Source organism: Sphingobium sp. 3R8, from assembly GCF_020166615.1.
GTDB classification, from domain to species: Bacteria; Pseudomonadota; Alphaproteobacteria; order Sphingomonadales; family Sphingomonadaceae; genus Sphingobium; species Sphingobium bisphenolicum.
The window spans coordinates 81,560-95,564 of record NZ_JAIQXR010000009.1; the positions used below are offsets into that span (position 1 = coordinate 81,560).

General features: G+C 64.3%; 13 protein-coding genes. 9 read left to right on the forward strand and 4 right to left on the reverse strand.

What is annotated here, in order from left to right; genetic code table 11:
* Positions 1-61: 61 nt before the first annotated feature.
* The gene (gene secB / locus K9B33_RS10685) at positions 62-562 is read right to left on the reverse strand and encodes a protein-export chaperone SecB (protein WP_224548648.1); all 501 of its coding nucleotides are present in this window, start codon (positions 560-562) and stop codon (positions 62-64) included.
* Positions 563-759: 197 nt separating this feature from the next.
* Here secB and K9B33_RS10690 point away from each other — a divergent pair, with 197 nt between their 5' ends.
* The 4 genes from K9B33_RS10690 (at position 760) to K9B33_RS10705 (ending at position 5,011) form a co-directional block, all read left to right on the forward strand.
* Entirely contained in the window at positions 760-1,416 is a 657-nt protein-coding gene (locus K9B33_RS10690) for a Tim44/TimA family putative adaptor protein (protein ID WP_224548650.1), read from the forward strand.
* Entirely contained in the window at positions 1,413-2,666 is a 1,254-nt protein-coding gene (locus tag K9B33_RS10695; RefSeq protein ID WP_224548652.1) for a murein transglycosylase A, read from the forward strand. Before K9B33_RS10690 ends, K9B33_RS10695 begins: the two co-directional genes overlap by 4 nt.
* An 8-nt stretch (positions 2,667-2,674) precedes the next feature.
* A complete protein-coding gene (locus tag K9B33_RS10700) occupies positions 2,675-3,229 on the forward strand; it encodes a Smr/MutS family protein (RefSeq protein WP_224548654.1) in 555 nt (184 codons plus the stop codon).
* A 96-nt stretch (positions 3,230-3,325) separates the two neighbouring features.
* Positions 3,326-5,011 (forward strand): putative bifunctional diguanylate cyclase/phosphodiesterase, encoded by a 1,686-nt coding sequence (locus K9B33_RS10705; RefSeq protein ID WP_224548656.1) that lies wholly within the window; start codon positions 3,326-3,328, stop codon positions 5,009-5,011.
* 275 nt (positions 5,012-5,286) lie between these two features.
* Here K9B33_RS10705 and rplL read toward each other — a convergent pair whose 3' ends face one another.
* Positions 5,287-5,661 (reverse strand): 50S ribosomal protein L7/L12, encoded by a 375-nt coding sequence (gene rplL / locus K9B33_RS10710; protein WP_224548658.1) that lies wholly within the window; start codon positions 5,659-5,661, stop codon positions 5,287-5,289.
* 69 nt (positions 5,662-5,730) lie between these two features.
* Positions 5,731-6,246: a 50S ribosomal protein L10 gene (gene rplJ, locus K9B33_RS10715; protein WP_224548660.1), complete on the reverse strand. Its 516-nt coding sequence runs from the start codon at positions 6,244-6,246 to the stop codon at positions 5,731-5,733.
* 1,008 nt (positions 6,247-7,254) lie between these two features.
* On the opposite strand from rplJ, the gene K9B33_RS10720 reads away from it, so the two are divergent.
* Both K9B33_RS10720 and K9B33_RS10725 read left to right on the forward strand, forming a co-directional pair.
* The gene (locus K9B33_RS10720) at positions 7,255-8,010 is read left to right on the forward strand and encodes a cupin-like domain-containing protein (protein ID WP_224548662.1); all 756 of its coding nucleotides are present in this window, start codon (positions 7,255-7,257) and stop codon (positions 8,008-8,010) included.
* Positions 8,007-9,194, forward strand: coding sequence for a GNAT family N-acetyltransferase (locus K9B33_RS10725; RefSeq protein WP_224548664.1), 1,188 nt, complete (start codon positions 8,007-8,009; stop codon positions 9,192-9,194). Before K9B33_RS10720 ends, K9B33_RS10725 begins: the two co-directional genes overlap by 4 nt.
* 102 nt (positions 9,195-9,296) lie before the next feature.
* Here K9B33_RS10725 and K9B33_RS10730 read toward each other — a convergent pair whose 3' ends face one another.
* Positions 9,297-11,402, reverse strand: coding sequence for a RelA/SpoT family protein (locus K9B33_RS10730; RefSeq protein WP_224548665.1), 2,106 nt, complete (start codon positions 11,400-11,402; stop codon positions 9,297-9,299).
* Positions 11,403-11,514: 112 nt separating this feature from the next.
* Here K9B33_RS10730 and K9B33_RS10735 point away from each other — a divergent pair, with 112 nt between their 5' ends.
* The 3 genes from K9B33_RS10735 to K9B33_RS10745 all read left to right on the forward strand — a co-directional run bounded on the left by K9B33_RS10735 (position 11,515) and on the right by K9B33_RS10745 (position 13,981).
* Positions 11,515-11,997, forward strand: coding sequence for a winged helix-turn-helix transcriptional regulator (locus K9B33_RS10735; protein ID WP_224548667.1), 483 nt, complete (start codon positions 11,515-11,517; stop codon positions 11,995-11,997).
* Between the two features lie 80 nt (positions 11,998-12,077).
* Positions 12,078-13,184: a sensor histidine kinase gene (locus K9B33_RS10740; RefSeq protein WP_411974004.1), complete on the forward strand. Its 1,107-nt coding sequence runs from the start codon at positions 12,078-12,080 to the stop codon at positions 13,182-13,184.
* Positions 13,181-13,981 (forward strand): LytR/AlgR family response regulator transcription factor, encoded by an 801-nt coding sequence (locus K9B33_RS10745; protein WP_224548671.1) that lies wholly within the window; start codon positions 13,181-13,183, stop codon positions 13,979-13,981. Before K9B33_RS10740 ends, K9B33_RS10745 begins: the two co-directional genes overlap by 4 nt.
* Positions 13,982-14,005: the final 24 nt, after the last annotated feature.

Below are 14,005 nucleotides of genomic sequence, written 5' to 3' on the forward strand. Positions count from 1 at the left end.
AAGAACAGCAAGGGGCTTCGACAGGCTTAGCCCGAACGGACGTGGGGGTCATGGCAGATTATCAGGCGTGACCGGCCGGTTCGCCCGTCGTCACTTCCATCTGCTCGGCCTGCTGCAGATACAGCGCGCCGAAATCGATCGGGTCGAGCAGCAGCGGCGGGAAGCCGCCGTCGCGGATCGCGTCAGCCAGCACCCGCCTGGCGAAGGGGAAGATCAGGCGCGGCGCTTCGGCCAGCATGAAGGGCTGGATCTGGTCTTCTGGCACGTTGCGCATACCGAAAATGGCCGCGTAGAGCAGTTCGACGGCAAAGGCGGTGCCTTGCGGCGCGATCGCCTTCACTTCGATCTTCAGCGCGATTTCCAGCACTTCGTCGGCGACCCGTTCGGCGCCGATGTTGAACTGCACGTCGATCTGCGGCTGGTCCTGCCACTGGTAGACGGCCGGCGCGTTCGGATTTTCGAACGACAGATCCTTCACATATTGGCTGATCAGCGCGATCTGCGGCGCGGTGTCGGCGCCATTGCCCAGATTCGTCGTGATGTGATCCGTTTCGTCGGCCATGCTCTTCCCTAGACTTTCGCTGTTGGCGGCGGCACCAAGGCCCCCGGACAATGATGACCCGCGCGCTTAGCAGGGGCGTTGGATCAGGGCAATGGCGGGACGCCGGGAAAGACCAGCCCAAGCGCCTATTTGAAGTTGCGTGCAAACATGCCTATGTTGGCCGGAACATTGTCCCACACAAAAGGGTATAGCCTTCCGTGTATGTGATCGTCATCCTCGCCATGATCGCCGGTTTTCTGGCGCTGCGGCTCTATTCGGTGCTCGGCAAGCGTACGGGCCACGAGCAGGAGCCTGCCCTGCGCCCGGCCGACGAACGCGCCAAGGTGACGGTGCTGCAACCCGGTCCGGTCGCGCAGAATGGCGGCGATTCGGTCCGTCTGGCCGAAGGACTGATCGGCGCCGGCGCGGAAAATGGCGTCCGCGCGCTGATCGCCGCCGACCGCAGCTTCGATGTTCCGCAGTTCGTGGACGGCGCCAAGAGCGCTTACAAGATGGTGCTGGAAGCCTTCTGGCGCGGCGACCGCGACGAACTGGTCTGGCTGTGCGACGATGACGTCCGCGCCTCCTTCGAGGACGCGATCGCTGCGCGCGAAGCCGATGGCCATGTGCTCGACAACCGCCTGGTGCGGATCGAAAAGGCGCAGATCGTCGAGGCGTCGCTCAATGGCCGCATCGCCGAAGTCGCACTGCGGTTCGAGGCGGACATCGCCGCCGTCACCCGCGACAAGGATGGCAACGTCGTCGCGGGGTCGATGACCGATGCGGTCGGCACCAAGGATGTGTGGACCTTCACCCGCGACATCCGCAGCGCGGACCCCAATTGGAAGCTTAGCGAAACCGACGAAGCGGCATGATCGCGCGTCAGTCGGGGGCGGCGCTGCTTGCGGCGCTGATGCTGTCTGCCTGCGCGGGCGGCATGATCCCGCCATCTGCCGGCGGTCCCGCCCCTTCGCGTCCAGTTCCGTCCGGCGAGGGCGCAACCCGTCCCGTTCCGGCTACACCGCGCCCGACCCTGCCGGTCGAATTGCCGGCCGATCCTGCGCTCGACAAGGGTATGGCGGCAGGTCTGGGCGTGACCCGTGGCCCGGATATAGCCAGCCTCATCCCATCGGGTGAACGCGCCCGCCTCGCGCTCCAGGCATTCCGCATCTCTTGCCCGACACTGATGAAGCGCACCGACGCCAGCGGCCTGACGCGCGGCGCCGACTGGAACAATAGCTGCGCCGCCGCATCAAGCTGGCCCGAAGCATCGGCCGCCGAATTTTTTGCCCGCTATTTCGAAGCGGTGCAGGTGGGCGACGGCGCGGCCTTCGTTACCGGCTATTATGAGCCGGAAATCGCCGGATCGCGCGCCCGCCAGCCCGGCTATGAAGTGCCGATCTACCGTCGCCCGACGGACCTGATCGACGTCGATCTCGGCCAGTTCAGCGACAGCCTGAAAGGGCGCACGATCCGGGGCAAGGTGAGCGGCAGCAAGTTCGTCCCTTATGACGATCGCAGCCAGATCGTGTCCGGCGCGCTCGCCGGGCGCGGGCTGGAACTGGCCTGGGCCGCCGATCCGGTGGAATTCTTTTTCCTCCAGGTGCAGGGCAGCGGCCGGCTGAACCTGCCCGACGGCGGCGTCATGCGCATCGGCTATGACGGGCAGAATGGTCGCGACTATAAGGGCATCGGCAAGCTGATGAAGGATCGCGGCCTGATCCAGGCCGGGTCGATGCAGGACATCATGCAATATCTGCGCGCCCATCCGGCCGAAGGCGCGGCTATCATGAACGAGAATAAGAGCTTCGTCTTCTTCCGCGAACTGACCGGGGCCGGGCCGATCGGCGCGCTCGGCGTGCCGGTGACGGCGGAAGCGACGGTGGCGGCCGACCCCAAATTCATTCCGCTGGGCGCACCGGTGCTGCTCTCGCTCGACCGGGCCGAACCGGCAGGCGTGTGGATCGCGCAGGATACCGGCGGCGCGATCAAGGGCGCCAACCGCTTCGACAGTTTCTGGGGCGCAGGCGCACGGGCGCGGGGCATTGCCGGCGGCATGTCGGCGCGGGGCAGCGCGCTGGTGCTGCTGCCGATCGGCTCGGCGGCGCGCCTCGTTCGCCCCTGATCCGCGCCATGGCCCGGCGCCGCCTGTCCAGCGAGGAAGAAGCGCTCTGGTCGGCGCTGGCCCGCACCGTGCGGCCGATCCGACCGAGTGCGCGGGCCGCCGCCAGTCCGACCATGGCGCCGCTGCCGATCGAGCCGTCGGTCAAGACAAGGTTAACGCCACCACCGGCGCGGATCATTGCCGCACCGCCTGCACGGACGCCCGCAGCGGTGCTCGACACCGGCTGGGAGCGGCGAATCCGTAGCGGTACTATCAGCCCCGACACCAGCATCGACCTGCATGGCCACACCCTGTCGACCGCCCATGCCCGCATTAACCAGGCGATCGCCGCCGCCCTGTCGCGCGATGCGCGGGTGTTGCTGGTCGTCACCGGCAAGCCGCCCAAAAGCGCGGCAGCAAACGGAAATGGAGGCGGGGCGGGACGTCGCGGCGCGATCCGCGGTGAAATCGGTCATTGGCTCGAAACCAGCCCCTATGCCGATCGCATCGCCAGCGTGCGCGTCGCCCATCCGCGCCATGGCGGAGACGGCGCGCTCTATTTGATATTGCGCCGCAAAAAGTGACGATTTTCGGACGCTTTGCTGACCCTTTCTTAACCACTGTCCTTCATATCCGGCTGATCGGGGGTCCTGCGGGACCGGTATCGGGCTGGGAGGCACATGCAGGGCGTGACGTTGAAAAGCCGCGCTGCCGCCTTCGCCTGCGCCGCGGGGGCGCTGGTGTTCATCCTGTCGCTGGTGCTGGGCTATACGCCGGGCCAGGAAGATGACCTGATCCAGATCGGCCGTTCGCTGATCATCGCCATATTGTGCGGCACGATGAGCTGGGCGTCCGCCCGGCGCACCATCGCCACCACCGCAACCGCCATCGACGCCGCCACCGACCGGCTGCTGTCCGCCGCCCATGGCGACCTCCATTCGGGTGTCGCCCGCGAGATCGGGCACGAGCTGCCCGACCTGTCGGTCGCGATGGAAAGCCTGTTCAGCCAGGTCCGCACCAATCTCGACCATGTCCAGGCGCTGGCGCTGTTCGACCAGATCACCGGCCTCGCCAACCGCACCAGCTTCTGCCGCCAGGTCGAACGGCTGCTGGCGGAGCGCGACGACAATGGCCTCGCCACCCTCTTCTTCATCGATCTCGACGGGTTCAAGGCAGTCAACGACACATTGGGCCATGCGGCCGGCGACCAGTTGCTGGCGCGCGTTGCAGGTCGCCTGCGCGAAGTCGTGATGGCGCAGGTCACTACGGGCGGCGGCGATGCCGTCATCGGCCGCCTCGCCGGCGACGAATTCACGATGTTCTTCCCCCATCTGTCCGGTCCGGCGGCGGCGCAGCGGATCGCGCGCGCCATCCAGTTCGCACTGGGCGAACGGTTCGACCTGGGCAGCCAGCATGTCGACCTGGGTGCGTCGATCGGCATCGCCTGTTATCCCGACCATGGCGCGACGCTGGCCGATCTTTTGCGGGCCGCCGACATCGCCATGTATCACGCCAAGCATCAGGGGCGCGGCCGGGCGGAAATCTACACCGACGCGCTGGCGCTGGAGGCGGAGGATCGCGCCGAGCTGGAGCGCGACCTGCTGCGCGGGCTGGAGCGGGAGGAATTCCTGCTCGAGTTCCAGCCGCAGATCGATGTCGCCAGCGGCCACGCAGTCTCGGCCGAAGCGCTGGTGCGCTGGGCGCATCCCGAGCGCGCGCTCGTCATGCCCGGCGCCTTCGTGCCGGTGGCGGAGGAAAGCGGCGCGATCGTCGCGCTGGGCGACTGGGTGATGAGCCGCGTGTGCCAGACCGCGGCCCGCTGGGCGCAGACGGGCGTGCATCAGCGGATCGCGGTCAATATCTCCACCCGCGAACTGGCGCAGGCCGACTTCTTCCTGCGCCTGCGCCACGCCATCGCCACCCACGGCACCCCGCCCGCCATGCTGGAGCTGGAGATCACCGAATCTCTGGCGATGGAGATGGACCCGCGCGTGCTGGAGCAATTGCGCGCGCTGCGCCGCGATGGCGTGCGTATCGCCATCGACGATTTCGGCACCGGCTATTCCAACCTGTCGCGGCTGAAGGAGCTGCCGGTCGACCGGGTCAAGATCGACCGCAGCCTGGTCCGCGACATCGCCACCTCCGCCGAAGCCCGCACCATCTGCTCTGCCGTCGTCGGGCTGATCCAGGGGCTGGGCATGGAAGTGGTGGTCGAGGGGATCGAAAGCGAAGCCCAGATGGACGTGCTGCGCGTTATCGGCTGCACCCTGTTCCAGGGCTATCACCTGGCGCGCCCGACCGGGGAACAGGAGTATCTGGCGCAATTCGGCGCGCGGCCAGGAGTTCAGGTTCGCGACGCTGGATAGGGTCTGGATGGGGCGGCCGATTGGGATGAAGCCGCCTTGTTCCGGTGGGTTCGGCGAGCTTCTGTCCTGTCCGCAATGAAGCGGTCGGCGCAGCGCATTATTCTCCGGACCGGTGATGGACGCCGCCGATCCACCAATGGCAGAAGCCGGGCTTTTGTGGCGCTTGCCGCCGGCTTGCCGTCGTCCACGAAAAAGGCGGCAACCGTAACGGCGCCGCCCTATATTCGCCGGCCAGAGCCGGGCCAATGTGCCCCGCATGTCGCGGGGCGCACCGATTACTTGAGTTCGACGGTCGCGCCGGCTTCTTCCAGCTGCTTCTTGACCTTCTCGGCCTCGTCCTTGCTGACGCCTTCCTTGACGGCCTTCGGCGCGGATTCCACCAGCGACTTGGCTTCGGTCAGGCCCAGGCCGGTGATGGCGCGGACTTCCTTGATGACGTTGATCTTCTTGCCACCGTCGCCGGTCAGGATCACGTCGAATTCGGTCTGCTCTTCAGCGGCCGGAGCGGCGGCGGCGGCAGCCGGGCCAGCGACGGCGACGGCAGCAGCGGCGCTAACGCCCCACTTTTCTTCCAGAGCCTTCGACAGCTCGGCGGCTTCGAGGACGGTGAGGGCCGAAAGCTGGTCGACCAGAGCGTTGATGTCTGCCATTTGTCAATTTCCTTATTTGGGGCGCTGCGCCCCGTCAGATGAGGGTCAAAAAATCGGGTCGGGAACGGCTCAGGCCGCTTCCTTCTCCGCATAGGCGTTGAAGACTCGCGCGAGCTGCGCAGCCGGTGCCTGGGTGACGGTTGCGAGCTTGGTAGCCGGAGCGACGATGAGGCCGATCAGCTTTGCACGCAGTTCATCCAGCGACGGCATCGATGCCAGGGCCTTGACGCCCTCCGCATCGAGCAGCACTTCGCCCATCGCGCCGCCAACGATCTCAAGCTTGTCGTTGGTCTTGGCGAAATCGATCGCAACCTTGGCGGCTGCGACCGGGTCGGCCGAGGTGGCGAGGCCGACGGGGCCGGTCAGCAGGTCGCTGAGCGGGCCGTAGGCGGTGCCATCAAGGGCGATACGGGCGAGGCGGTTCTTCGTAACCTTGTAGGTGGCTCCTGCGTCGCGCATCTTCTGGCGCAGGACAGTCGACTGGGCGACGGTCATGCCGAGGTTGCGGGTCACGACGACCACGCCAACTTCTGCCAGCTCTGCGTTCAGCGCGGAAACGACCTCAGCTTTCTGATTACGATCCATGCCATTACTCCACTTCATGTCCGACCGCTTGCACGGACGAACGACTAAACCCACGCCGGAGGCATGGGGCACTAAGTCCGAGGGGAGAGATCGACTGGCCCGCATCCATCAAAGGAACAGGCAGACCCGAATCGGGCATAGCGCCCGTCCGGCAAAGAACTTTTCCCCGTCTCGGCTGGAGATTAAGAAGGGCAGATCCCTTCACCAACTGTCTCGGACGGTGAACCCCGAAGGGTTCGCTGCGGGCACCTTTACAGAGTCGGGGCAGCGATGTCACGCGGAAACTGGCGCGGGGCGGGTGCGCAGGAGGCGCGGGGCACGGGCCGGAAGTCACAGCAGCGCGCCACCGCCGAAGTTCACACCGTTGTCGCGGTCCGCCGACGCAAAATGTGGAAAAATAGGAGGCGATGCAACTGTAAAGCTCCCGCGAAGCCACAGAGAAGCCACAGAGGGGTAAGCCCGGCGCGCCTGCCGGGTCACGACCGGGTCATAAGGACGCGCCGCCGACGCGCCGCATTGCGCAGGAGGCTCCGTGCGTGGCCCGCAAGCGTGTGCGGTGCGGAGGGCGAAGGGGTGGCGCATCCATGAGGATAGACCAGAGAAAATCCTATTTTGGAAGGGGCCGCGTGGGCCGGTTTCGGAAGTGCCGTCGGGGCGGGATGGCTATGGCTGTCCTTCGGCTTTTGCCGGTCGGCATGAGGTGAGATAGATCGACCGACGAGTATTCCCGACCATCCGGCTACAAGGCCATCCTGTCCGGGCACGAAGATTTTGCTTCGGGAAGCCTTGGGCGTCGATTGGGTGGTCCATGGATAGTCAGTTCTGGTCGAGCCTGGCGCCAGGTAGCCGCGGGCTATTTAACTGGATTTTCAACCTTCTTGGGCAATGCTGAGGCGATCGCTCCGTCGTCGCTGAAGAATTGCCGCCATGTCCTTCCTCGCCTCGTCCAGTCTAGGCCCGTTCGCGAGTGCCTATCCGCTGTCGCCAGCGATGCTCCGGCACAGCCTCATGGATCAACCGCTCCTGTCCATCGAGGCGCTGGCGCAAGCGGCGCTCGACCTGCCACCGGAATATGTCGAGCGCCGGATTGCGAACGCTCCCCATGGCGGCGATTTCGCGATGGATCGATCGGACGACGCCGATGCCGCAAGCGTCATTCGCGCCATCAAGACGAGCGGCAACTGGGTCATGCTCCGCTTCGTCGAGCAATTGCCGGCCTATCGGGACTTGTTGGACAGGGTGATGGGCGAGATCGGGCCCGTGATCTTTCCAGCGACCGGTCCGGGCCTGACGGTCAGAGGGTTTATCTTCATTTCATCGCCCGGCACTCTGACGCCATTTCATTTCGACTGTGAATATAATATCCTGTTCCAGATTGCGGGCGACAAGCAGTTCGCGACCTATCAACCCATGCCGCCCTGGCTGCCGCTCGACCGGCATGAAGCCTATTATGGCGCTGGCGACAATATGTTGCCCTGGAACGATGCCTATGAGGCGGAGGCGAATATCCACCCGCTGCGTCCCGGCGATGCGCTCTTCATTCCTTATGCGTCGCCGCATTGGGTGAAGGCAGGCGCGGAGCCGACCATTTCGCTGTCGATAACCTGGCAGAGCGCATGGAGCCAGTCGGTTGGGGCCGCCATGCAGATCAATCCGCTATTGCGCCGCTGCGGATTACCGGCCGGGGACATGCCCGCATGGCCAAAGGCGCCGAAATGGCGTTCGCTCGGTTGCCGTGTCGCCCGCAAGGCCCGGCTGTTATGAGCCGTCTATCCCCCGCCAGCGTATTTCGTGCGGGCAATCGCCATGAATGGCCGGTGGCGGGCGCCGGCCGGCCAACCGTTCGCCTGATGCGTCACGCCGACCTGACGGCGCATGATCGGGCATGCTGGGCGGCGCTGTCCGCACAGGCCGGGGATGCCAACATCTTTGCGCAGGACTGGTTCATGGAAGCCGCGCTGTGCCAATCCGACGATGGCCATGAGGCGCTGCTGGCGGTCGTCAGCCATGAACATGGACCGTGGCTGGGCGTGATGCCGCTGATGGCCGAATGGCGATTCGGGCGCTGGCCTGCCCGCATCTGGCACAGCTGGTCGGCAACCAACCAGTTTCTGGGTACGCCATTGGTGGCGGCGCAATCCGCCGATATTTTCTGGGAACGCTTGCTCGCCTTTCTCGATACGTGCGCTGGTCGCGCAATATTGCTGCATTTCGAGAAATTCGACGCAGATGATCCGATCAGCATCGCGTTGTTCGACCATTGCAAGCGGGAAGGGCGTGCGGTCCACGCCATCCAGTGCGTCGAGCGCCCGGCACATCGCGCCGGCGACGAGGCCGAGGCGCGCAGCGACGCCAAGACGCAAAGCCGGCTGCGCAGCCTGTCGCGGCGGCTGGAGAGCGATCATGGGGCCGTTACGGTGACGATGCTCGATCCGGTTGCGCCATGCACGCCTTGGATCGACGCTTTCCTGGCGATGGAGGCATCCGGCTGGAAGGGCCGCGTGGGCAGCGCGCTCGGCAGCAGTGCGGCCACGGAGGCTCTGTTTCGCACCGTCATCGCGCGCGGCCACGCCAATGGCAGCGCGCGACTGAGCAGCCTGTCGGCCGGTGGCCGCGTGATCGCCATGTCGTGCTGGTTTGAATCCGCGACCTGGGGCCATGGGTTCAAGATGAGCTTCAATGAAGACTATCGCGCCTATGCCCCCGGCCAGCTTTTGATGCGGGAAATCAGCGAGGGGATCAGCCGCCGGCCCGACCTGTCTTTCGACACTTGCGTGCCACGCGACGCAAGCCATTGTCATCGGCTGTGGCGCGGCAATCGGCGGATCGTCGATGGAGCCGTGGCGATCGGCTCGACGTGGCAACGGTTGCATTTCGACGCCTTGATAAAGGCGCGGGCGGCCTATGCGGCGGTCAAAGCCCATCTTTCCAGGCTGCAAATGCCGTAGATGCAGTTCTCGCAGGCGATGCGCAAAGGGCTTGACGATGGCTAGTTCGGGACAGGCGATTGGCCCCCTGATGGGTGGGCCGTGCCCCCGTCACCGGTCCTCCTAAACCCGATCCGCCTGCACCACGACGTCGATTGCCCGCAACGCCGACAAGATCCGGTTCAGATGCTGCGCGTCCGCCACTTCCAGGTCGATGATGTCGGTGTGGAAGGGGCCTTCGCGGTTTACCAGTTGCAGGTTCAAAATATTCGCCTTGGTCGCGCCGAAGACGTTGGCGACGGCGGCCAGCGCGCCGGGCTGGTTCTTGACGATGACGGACAGGCGGGCGGTGCCGCCCTTCGACTTGCCGTCCCAGGCCAGGTCGATCCAGTCGTCGTCCTGCTCCACCTCCAGCGACCGGCAGTCGATGGTATGGACTTCGATCGGTTCCCCGGTGCGGCGCACGCCGACGATGCGATCGCCGGGGACGGGATGGCAGCAATCGCCCAGATTATAGGCGATGCCCGGCGTCAGGCCGCGGATCGAGACGGGTTCGTGCTGGCGGGGATGCGCCTCCTCCATGCCCTGCGCGCTGGTGGAGCCGGGCATCAGCGCCTCCATCACTTCGGAATCGAGCAGGCGATGGGTGGCGATCGCGACCATCAGCGACGCGCGATCGTCCAGCTTCAGCCGCTTGAGCGCGGCGGTCAGCGCCTTGTCGCCCAGCTCTTTTGCCAGGTCGGGGGAGAAGCGACCGACGATTTCCTCATAAAGCTTCTCGCCGAGCTGGATTTCCTCGCCGCGCTGCTTCTGGCGGATATAGCGGCGGATTGCGGCGCGCGCCTTGCCGGTGATGGCGAAGGTGAGCCAGCCAGGTTGCGGCTCCTGCCCTTCGGATTTCAGGATTTCGACCTGATCGCCATTTTCGAGGCTGGTGCGCAACGGTACGACGCGGCCATTGACCTTCGCGCCGACGGTCTGGTTGCCGAGCGAGGTGTGGACGGCATAGGCGAAGTCGACCGGGGTCGATCCCTTGGGCATCTGGTGCAGTTCGCCCTTGGGCGAGAAGGCGAAGATGCGGTCCTGATACATCGCCATGCGGGTATGTTCGAGCAGTTCGTCGGCGTCGTGGCTCTGCTCCAGTATCTCGACGAGGTCGCGCAGCCAGGCGGCGTGATGATCGGCGGCGTCGCCCTTCTGTTTATAGGCCCAGTGCGCGGCGAGACCGAGTTCCGCGTCATTGTGCATGTCGCGACTGCGAATCTGCACCTCGATCCGGGCATTGTCCTGATGGATGACGGTGGTGTGCAGCGACTGGTAGCCGTTGCGCTTGGGGGTGGAGATATAATCCTTGAACCGCCCCGGCACCATCTTGAACGTCTGGTGGATGATGCCCAGCGCGCGGTAGCAATCCTCATGGCTTTCGGTGATGACGCGGAAGGCCATGACGTCGGTCAGCTGTTCGAAGCTGATATGCCGTTCCTGCATCTTCTTCCAGATGGAGAAGGGATGTTTTTCGCGGCCCGACACGCTGACCGACATGCCCTTGCCGCTGAGCAGCAGTTGCAGTTCCGCGCCGATCCGGTCGACCTTGTCATGGCCGCCTTCCTTGAGCTGCTCCAGCCGCCTGGTGATGCTGGCATAGGCTTCCGGCTCGATCTCGCGGAAGGCGAGCAACTGCATCTCGCGCATGAAGTCGTACATGCCGATCCGCTCGGCCAGCGGCGCGTAGATGTCCATCGTCTCGCGCGCGATGCGGCGGCGCTTGTCGGGATTTTTGATGAAGTGCAGCGTGCGCATATTGTGCAGCCGGTCGGCGAGCTTGACCAGCAGCACGCGGATATCGTCCGACATGGCGAGCAGGAACTTGCGGAGATTTTCCGCGGCCCGCTCATTTTCGCTCATCGCCTCGATCTTCGACAGCTTTGTCACGCCATCGACCATGCGGGCGACATCCTTGCCGAAGGCGCCCTCTATTTCCTCATAGGTGACCAGCGTATCCTCGATCGTGTCGTGCAGCAGCGCGGTCACGATCGTCTGGTCGTCGAGGTTGAAGTCGGTCAATATGCCCGCCACCTCGATCGGGTGGCTGAAATAGGGATCGCCGCTGGCACGCTTTTGCGAGCCATGTTTCTGGACCGAAAAGACATAGGCGCGGTTGATCATCGCTTCGTCCGCATCCGGATCGTAGCGCTTTACCCGTTCGACAAGTTCATACTGGCGTAGCATCGTTTCCCGATTGTGTTGGAAGACCCTTGTCGTGCAACAAAAAAATCCCATCTTGCACGAATAAGGCGGCGATTTTGCAACGCCTGCGGCTTTGCGCTATGCGTGATGATATATGAAACATAATCTGGCCCAGGATCTGGAACAATGTGCGCTGCCCAGCGCGCTGGAGATGATGGGGGAGCGCTGGTCCTTTCTCATCCTGCGCGGCGCATTGTCGGGCATCCGCCATTTCGAGGAGTTTCAGTCGACGCTGGGCATCGCCCGCAACATCCTGGCCAACCGGCTGTCCCGGCTGGTCGAGAACGGCATATTGGTGCGCCAGCCGATGCAGTGCGACCGGCGCAAGGTCGAATATCGGCTGACCGAAAAGGGGCAGGGGCTGGCCCCCGCGATGATCGCGCTGCGCCAGTGGGGCGAGCGATGGGGCTGCGGCACACCGGCGTGCCAGGTGCTGGCGGACAAGCGCGACGGCCAGCCGATCCGCCCGATCGGCATATTGGCGCATGACGGCCGCACCCTGGAGCTGTCGGACCTGGTCTGGCTATGCACCGACGAGGTGACGCCGATGACCGAAGAGCCGGCCGCAGCGGCCTGATCCCCGCCCTTCCGCAACCGGGCTCGCCGAAACCGGCTTTGACCGGCGGCCCAAATCGCTTAAGCCTGCACGCAATGTCCGTGACCGTGCCCCGCATCAAGCCTCAGCCCTTTTTCGCTGACAAGAACCGCGCCTTCTGGAACCTGCAGTCGCTCGGATGGGCCGGCGCGTTCCTGCTGCGCGGCTCGTCCACCATCGCCAATGGCCAACCGCTGTCCAGCCTGGTGCCGGTGCTGATTTCCACCGTCTCGGGCTATTCGGTGACGCTGCTGATCGCGGTGATGTTCCGTTTCCTGTTGAAGCGCCGACCGATCGTGACCTGGGGCGTGTCGATCGTGACCGTGGTCAGCGCCGCGGCGCTGGTCGCCTTCATCGACGCCTGGGTCTTTTCGACGCAGAACCGGGGTAGCGAGACGGCGGGGTTGCAGCTTTTCCTGGGCGCCTTCTACCTGTCGATGACGCTGCTGGGCGCCTGGTCGGCGCTCTATTATGCGATCAATTTCTACCTGACGGTGGAGGAGCAGGCGGACCAGTTGCTGCGGCTGGAAAATCAGGCGGCCAATGCGCAACTGGCGATGCTGCGTTACCAGCTCAATCCGCATTTCCTGTTCAATACGCTCAACTCCATATCGACGCTGGTTCTGCTCAAGCAGACCGACCGGGCCAATGCGATGCTGTCGCGGCTCTCCTCCTTCCTGCGCTACACGCTGATTAACGAGCCGACGGCGCAGGTGACGATCGAGCAGGAGATCGAGACGCTGAAACTCTATCTGGAGATCGAGAAGATGCGGTTCGAGGAGCGGTTGCGCCCGTCCTTCACCATCGATCCGACGGTGGCGCAGGCGCGGCTGCCGTCATTGCTGCTGCAACCGCTGGTTGAAAATGCAATCAAATATGCGGTGACGCCCAAGGAGGAGGGGGCCGAAATTGCCGTCAGCGCGCAGCCTGCCGGGGATAATGTCCGGATCGTCGTATCGGACAGCGGACCGGGATTGAACGAAAGCGGAATGAGGCCGCACATCCCCATGAGCGAGGGGACCGGGATCGGCCTGCCGAACATCCGGGACCGGTTAATTCAGGCCTTCGGGGAACGACAGAGCTTCGAAACGCGTTCCACGCCGGGCGGATTTTCGGTCATCATCGAAATTCCGCTTAACATGGATGAAACATCGAAAGTGGCCGCATGACCATCAGAACAATCCTCGTCGATGACGAAAGCCTGGCCATTCAAGGGCTTCAGCTACGTCTGCAAGCGCATGAGGATGTCGACATTATCGAAACCTGCACCAACGGCCGCGAAGCTATTCGCGCGATCAAGACGCATAAACCTGACCTTGTGTTCCTTGATATCCAGATGCCCGGTTTCGACGGCTTTTCCGTCGTCCAGGGTTTGATGGAAGTCGAACCGCCGCTGGTCATCTTCTGCACGGCCTATAGCGACCATGCGATCCGCGCATTCGAGGCGCAGGCGGTCGATTATCTGATGAAGCCGGTGGACGAAGGCCGTCTGGCCGATGCGCTCGACCGGGTGCGCCAGCGGCTCACCGAAAAGCGGCAGGTGCAGGAGATCGAGAAGCTGCGCGAAGTGCTGGCCGAGGTTGCGCCCCAGGCGATGACCGATTTCGCCGCCGACGACGACGCACCCGCGTCCAACCGGTTCGAAAAGCTCATCAACATCAAGGATCGCGGCCAGATTTTCCGGGTCGACGTCGATTCGATCGAGCGGATCGATGCGGCGGGCGACTATATGTGCATCTATACCGCCGATAACTCGCTGATCCTGCGCGAGACGATGAAGGATCTGGAAAAGCGGCTCGACCCGCGCAATTTCCAGCGGGTGCATCGTTCGACCATCGTGAATTTGTCGCAGGTGCGGCAGGTGAAGCCGCACACCAATGGCGAATGTTTCCTGGTGCTGGAAAGCGGCGCGCAGGTGAAGGTCAGCCGCTCCTATCGCGACGTGGTGGCGCGCTTCGTACATTGATTTTTGCGGGGCAGGTTCTGCGAC

Bases quoted from the DNA above. Each gene is read 5' to 3' on its own strand.
- K9B33_RS10695 (WP_224548652.1), top strand. From the start codon at position 1,413: ATGATCGCGCGTCAGTCGGGGGCGGCGCTGCTTGCGGCGCTGATGCTG.
- secB (WP_224548648.1), bottom strand. From the start codon at position 562: ATGGCCGACGAAACGGATCACATCACGACGAATCTGGGCAATGGCGCC.
- rplJ (WP_224548660.1), bottom strand. From the start codon at position 6,246: ATGGATCGTAATCAGAAAGCTGAGGTCGTTTCCGCGCTGAACGCAGAG.
- K9B33_RS10705 (WP_224548656.1), top strand. From the start codon at position 3,326: ATGCAGGGCGTGACGTTGAAAAGCCGCGCTGCCGCCTTCGCCTGCGCC.
- K9B33_RS10745 (WP_224548671.1), top strand. From the start codon at position 13,181: ATGACCATCAGAACAATCCTCGTCGATGACGAAAGCCTGGCCATTCAA.
- K9B33_RS10725 (WP_224548664.1), top strand. From the start codon at position 8,007: ATGAGCCGTCTATCCCCCGCCAGCGTATTTCGTGCGGGCAATCGCCAT.
- K9B33_RS10700 (WP_224548654.1), top strand. From the start codon at position 2,675: ATGGCCCGGCGCCGCCTGTCCAGCGAGGAAGAAGCGCTCTGGTCGGCG.
- K9B33_RS10735 (WP_224548667.1), top strand. From the start codon at position 11,515: ATGAAACATAATCTGGCCCAGGATCTGGAACAATGTGCGCTGCCCAGC.
- rplL (WP_224548658.1), bottom strand. From the start codon at position 5,661: ATGGCAGACATCAACGCTCTGGTCGACCAGCTTTCGGCCCTCACCGTC.
- K9B33_RS10730 (WP_224548665.1), bottom strand. From the start codon at position 11,402: ATGCTACGCCAGTATGAACTTGTCGAACGGGTAAAGCGCTACGATCCG.
- K9B33_RS10720 (WP_224548662.1), top strand. From the start codon at position 7,255: ATGGATCAACCGCTCCTGTCCATCGAGGCGCTGGCGCAAGCGGCGCTC.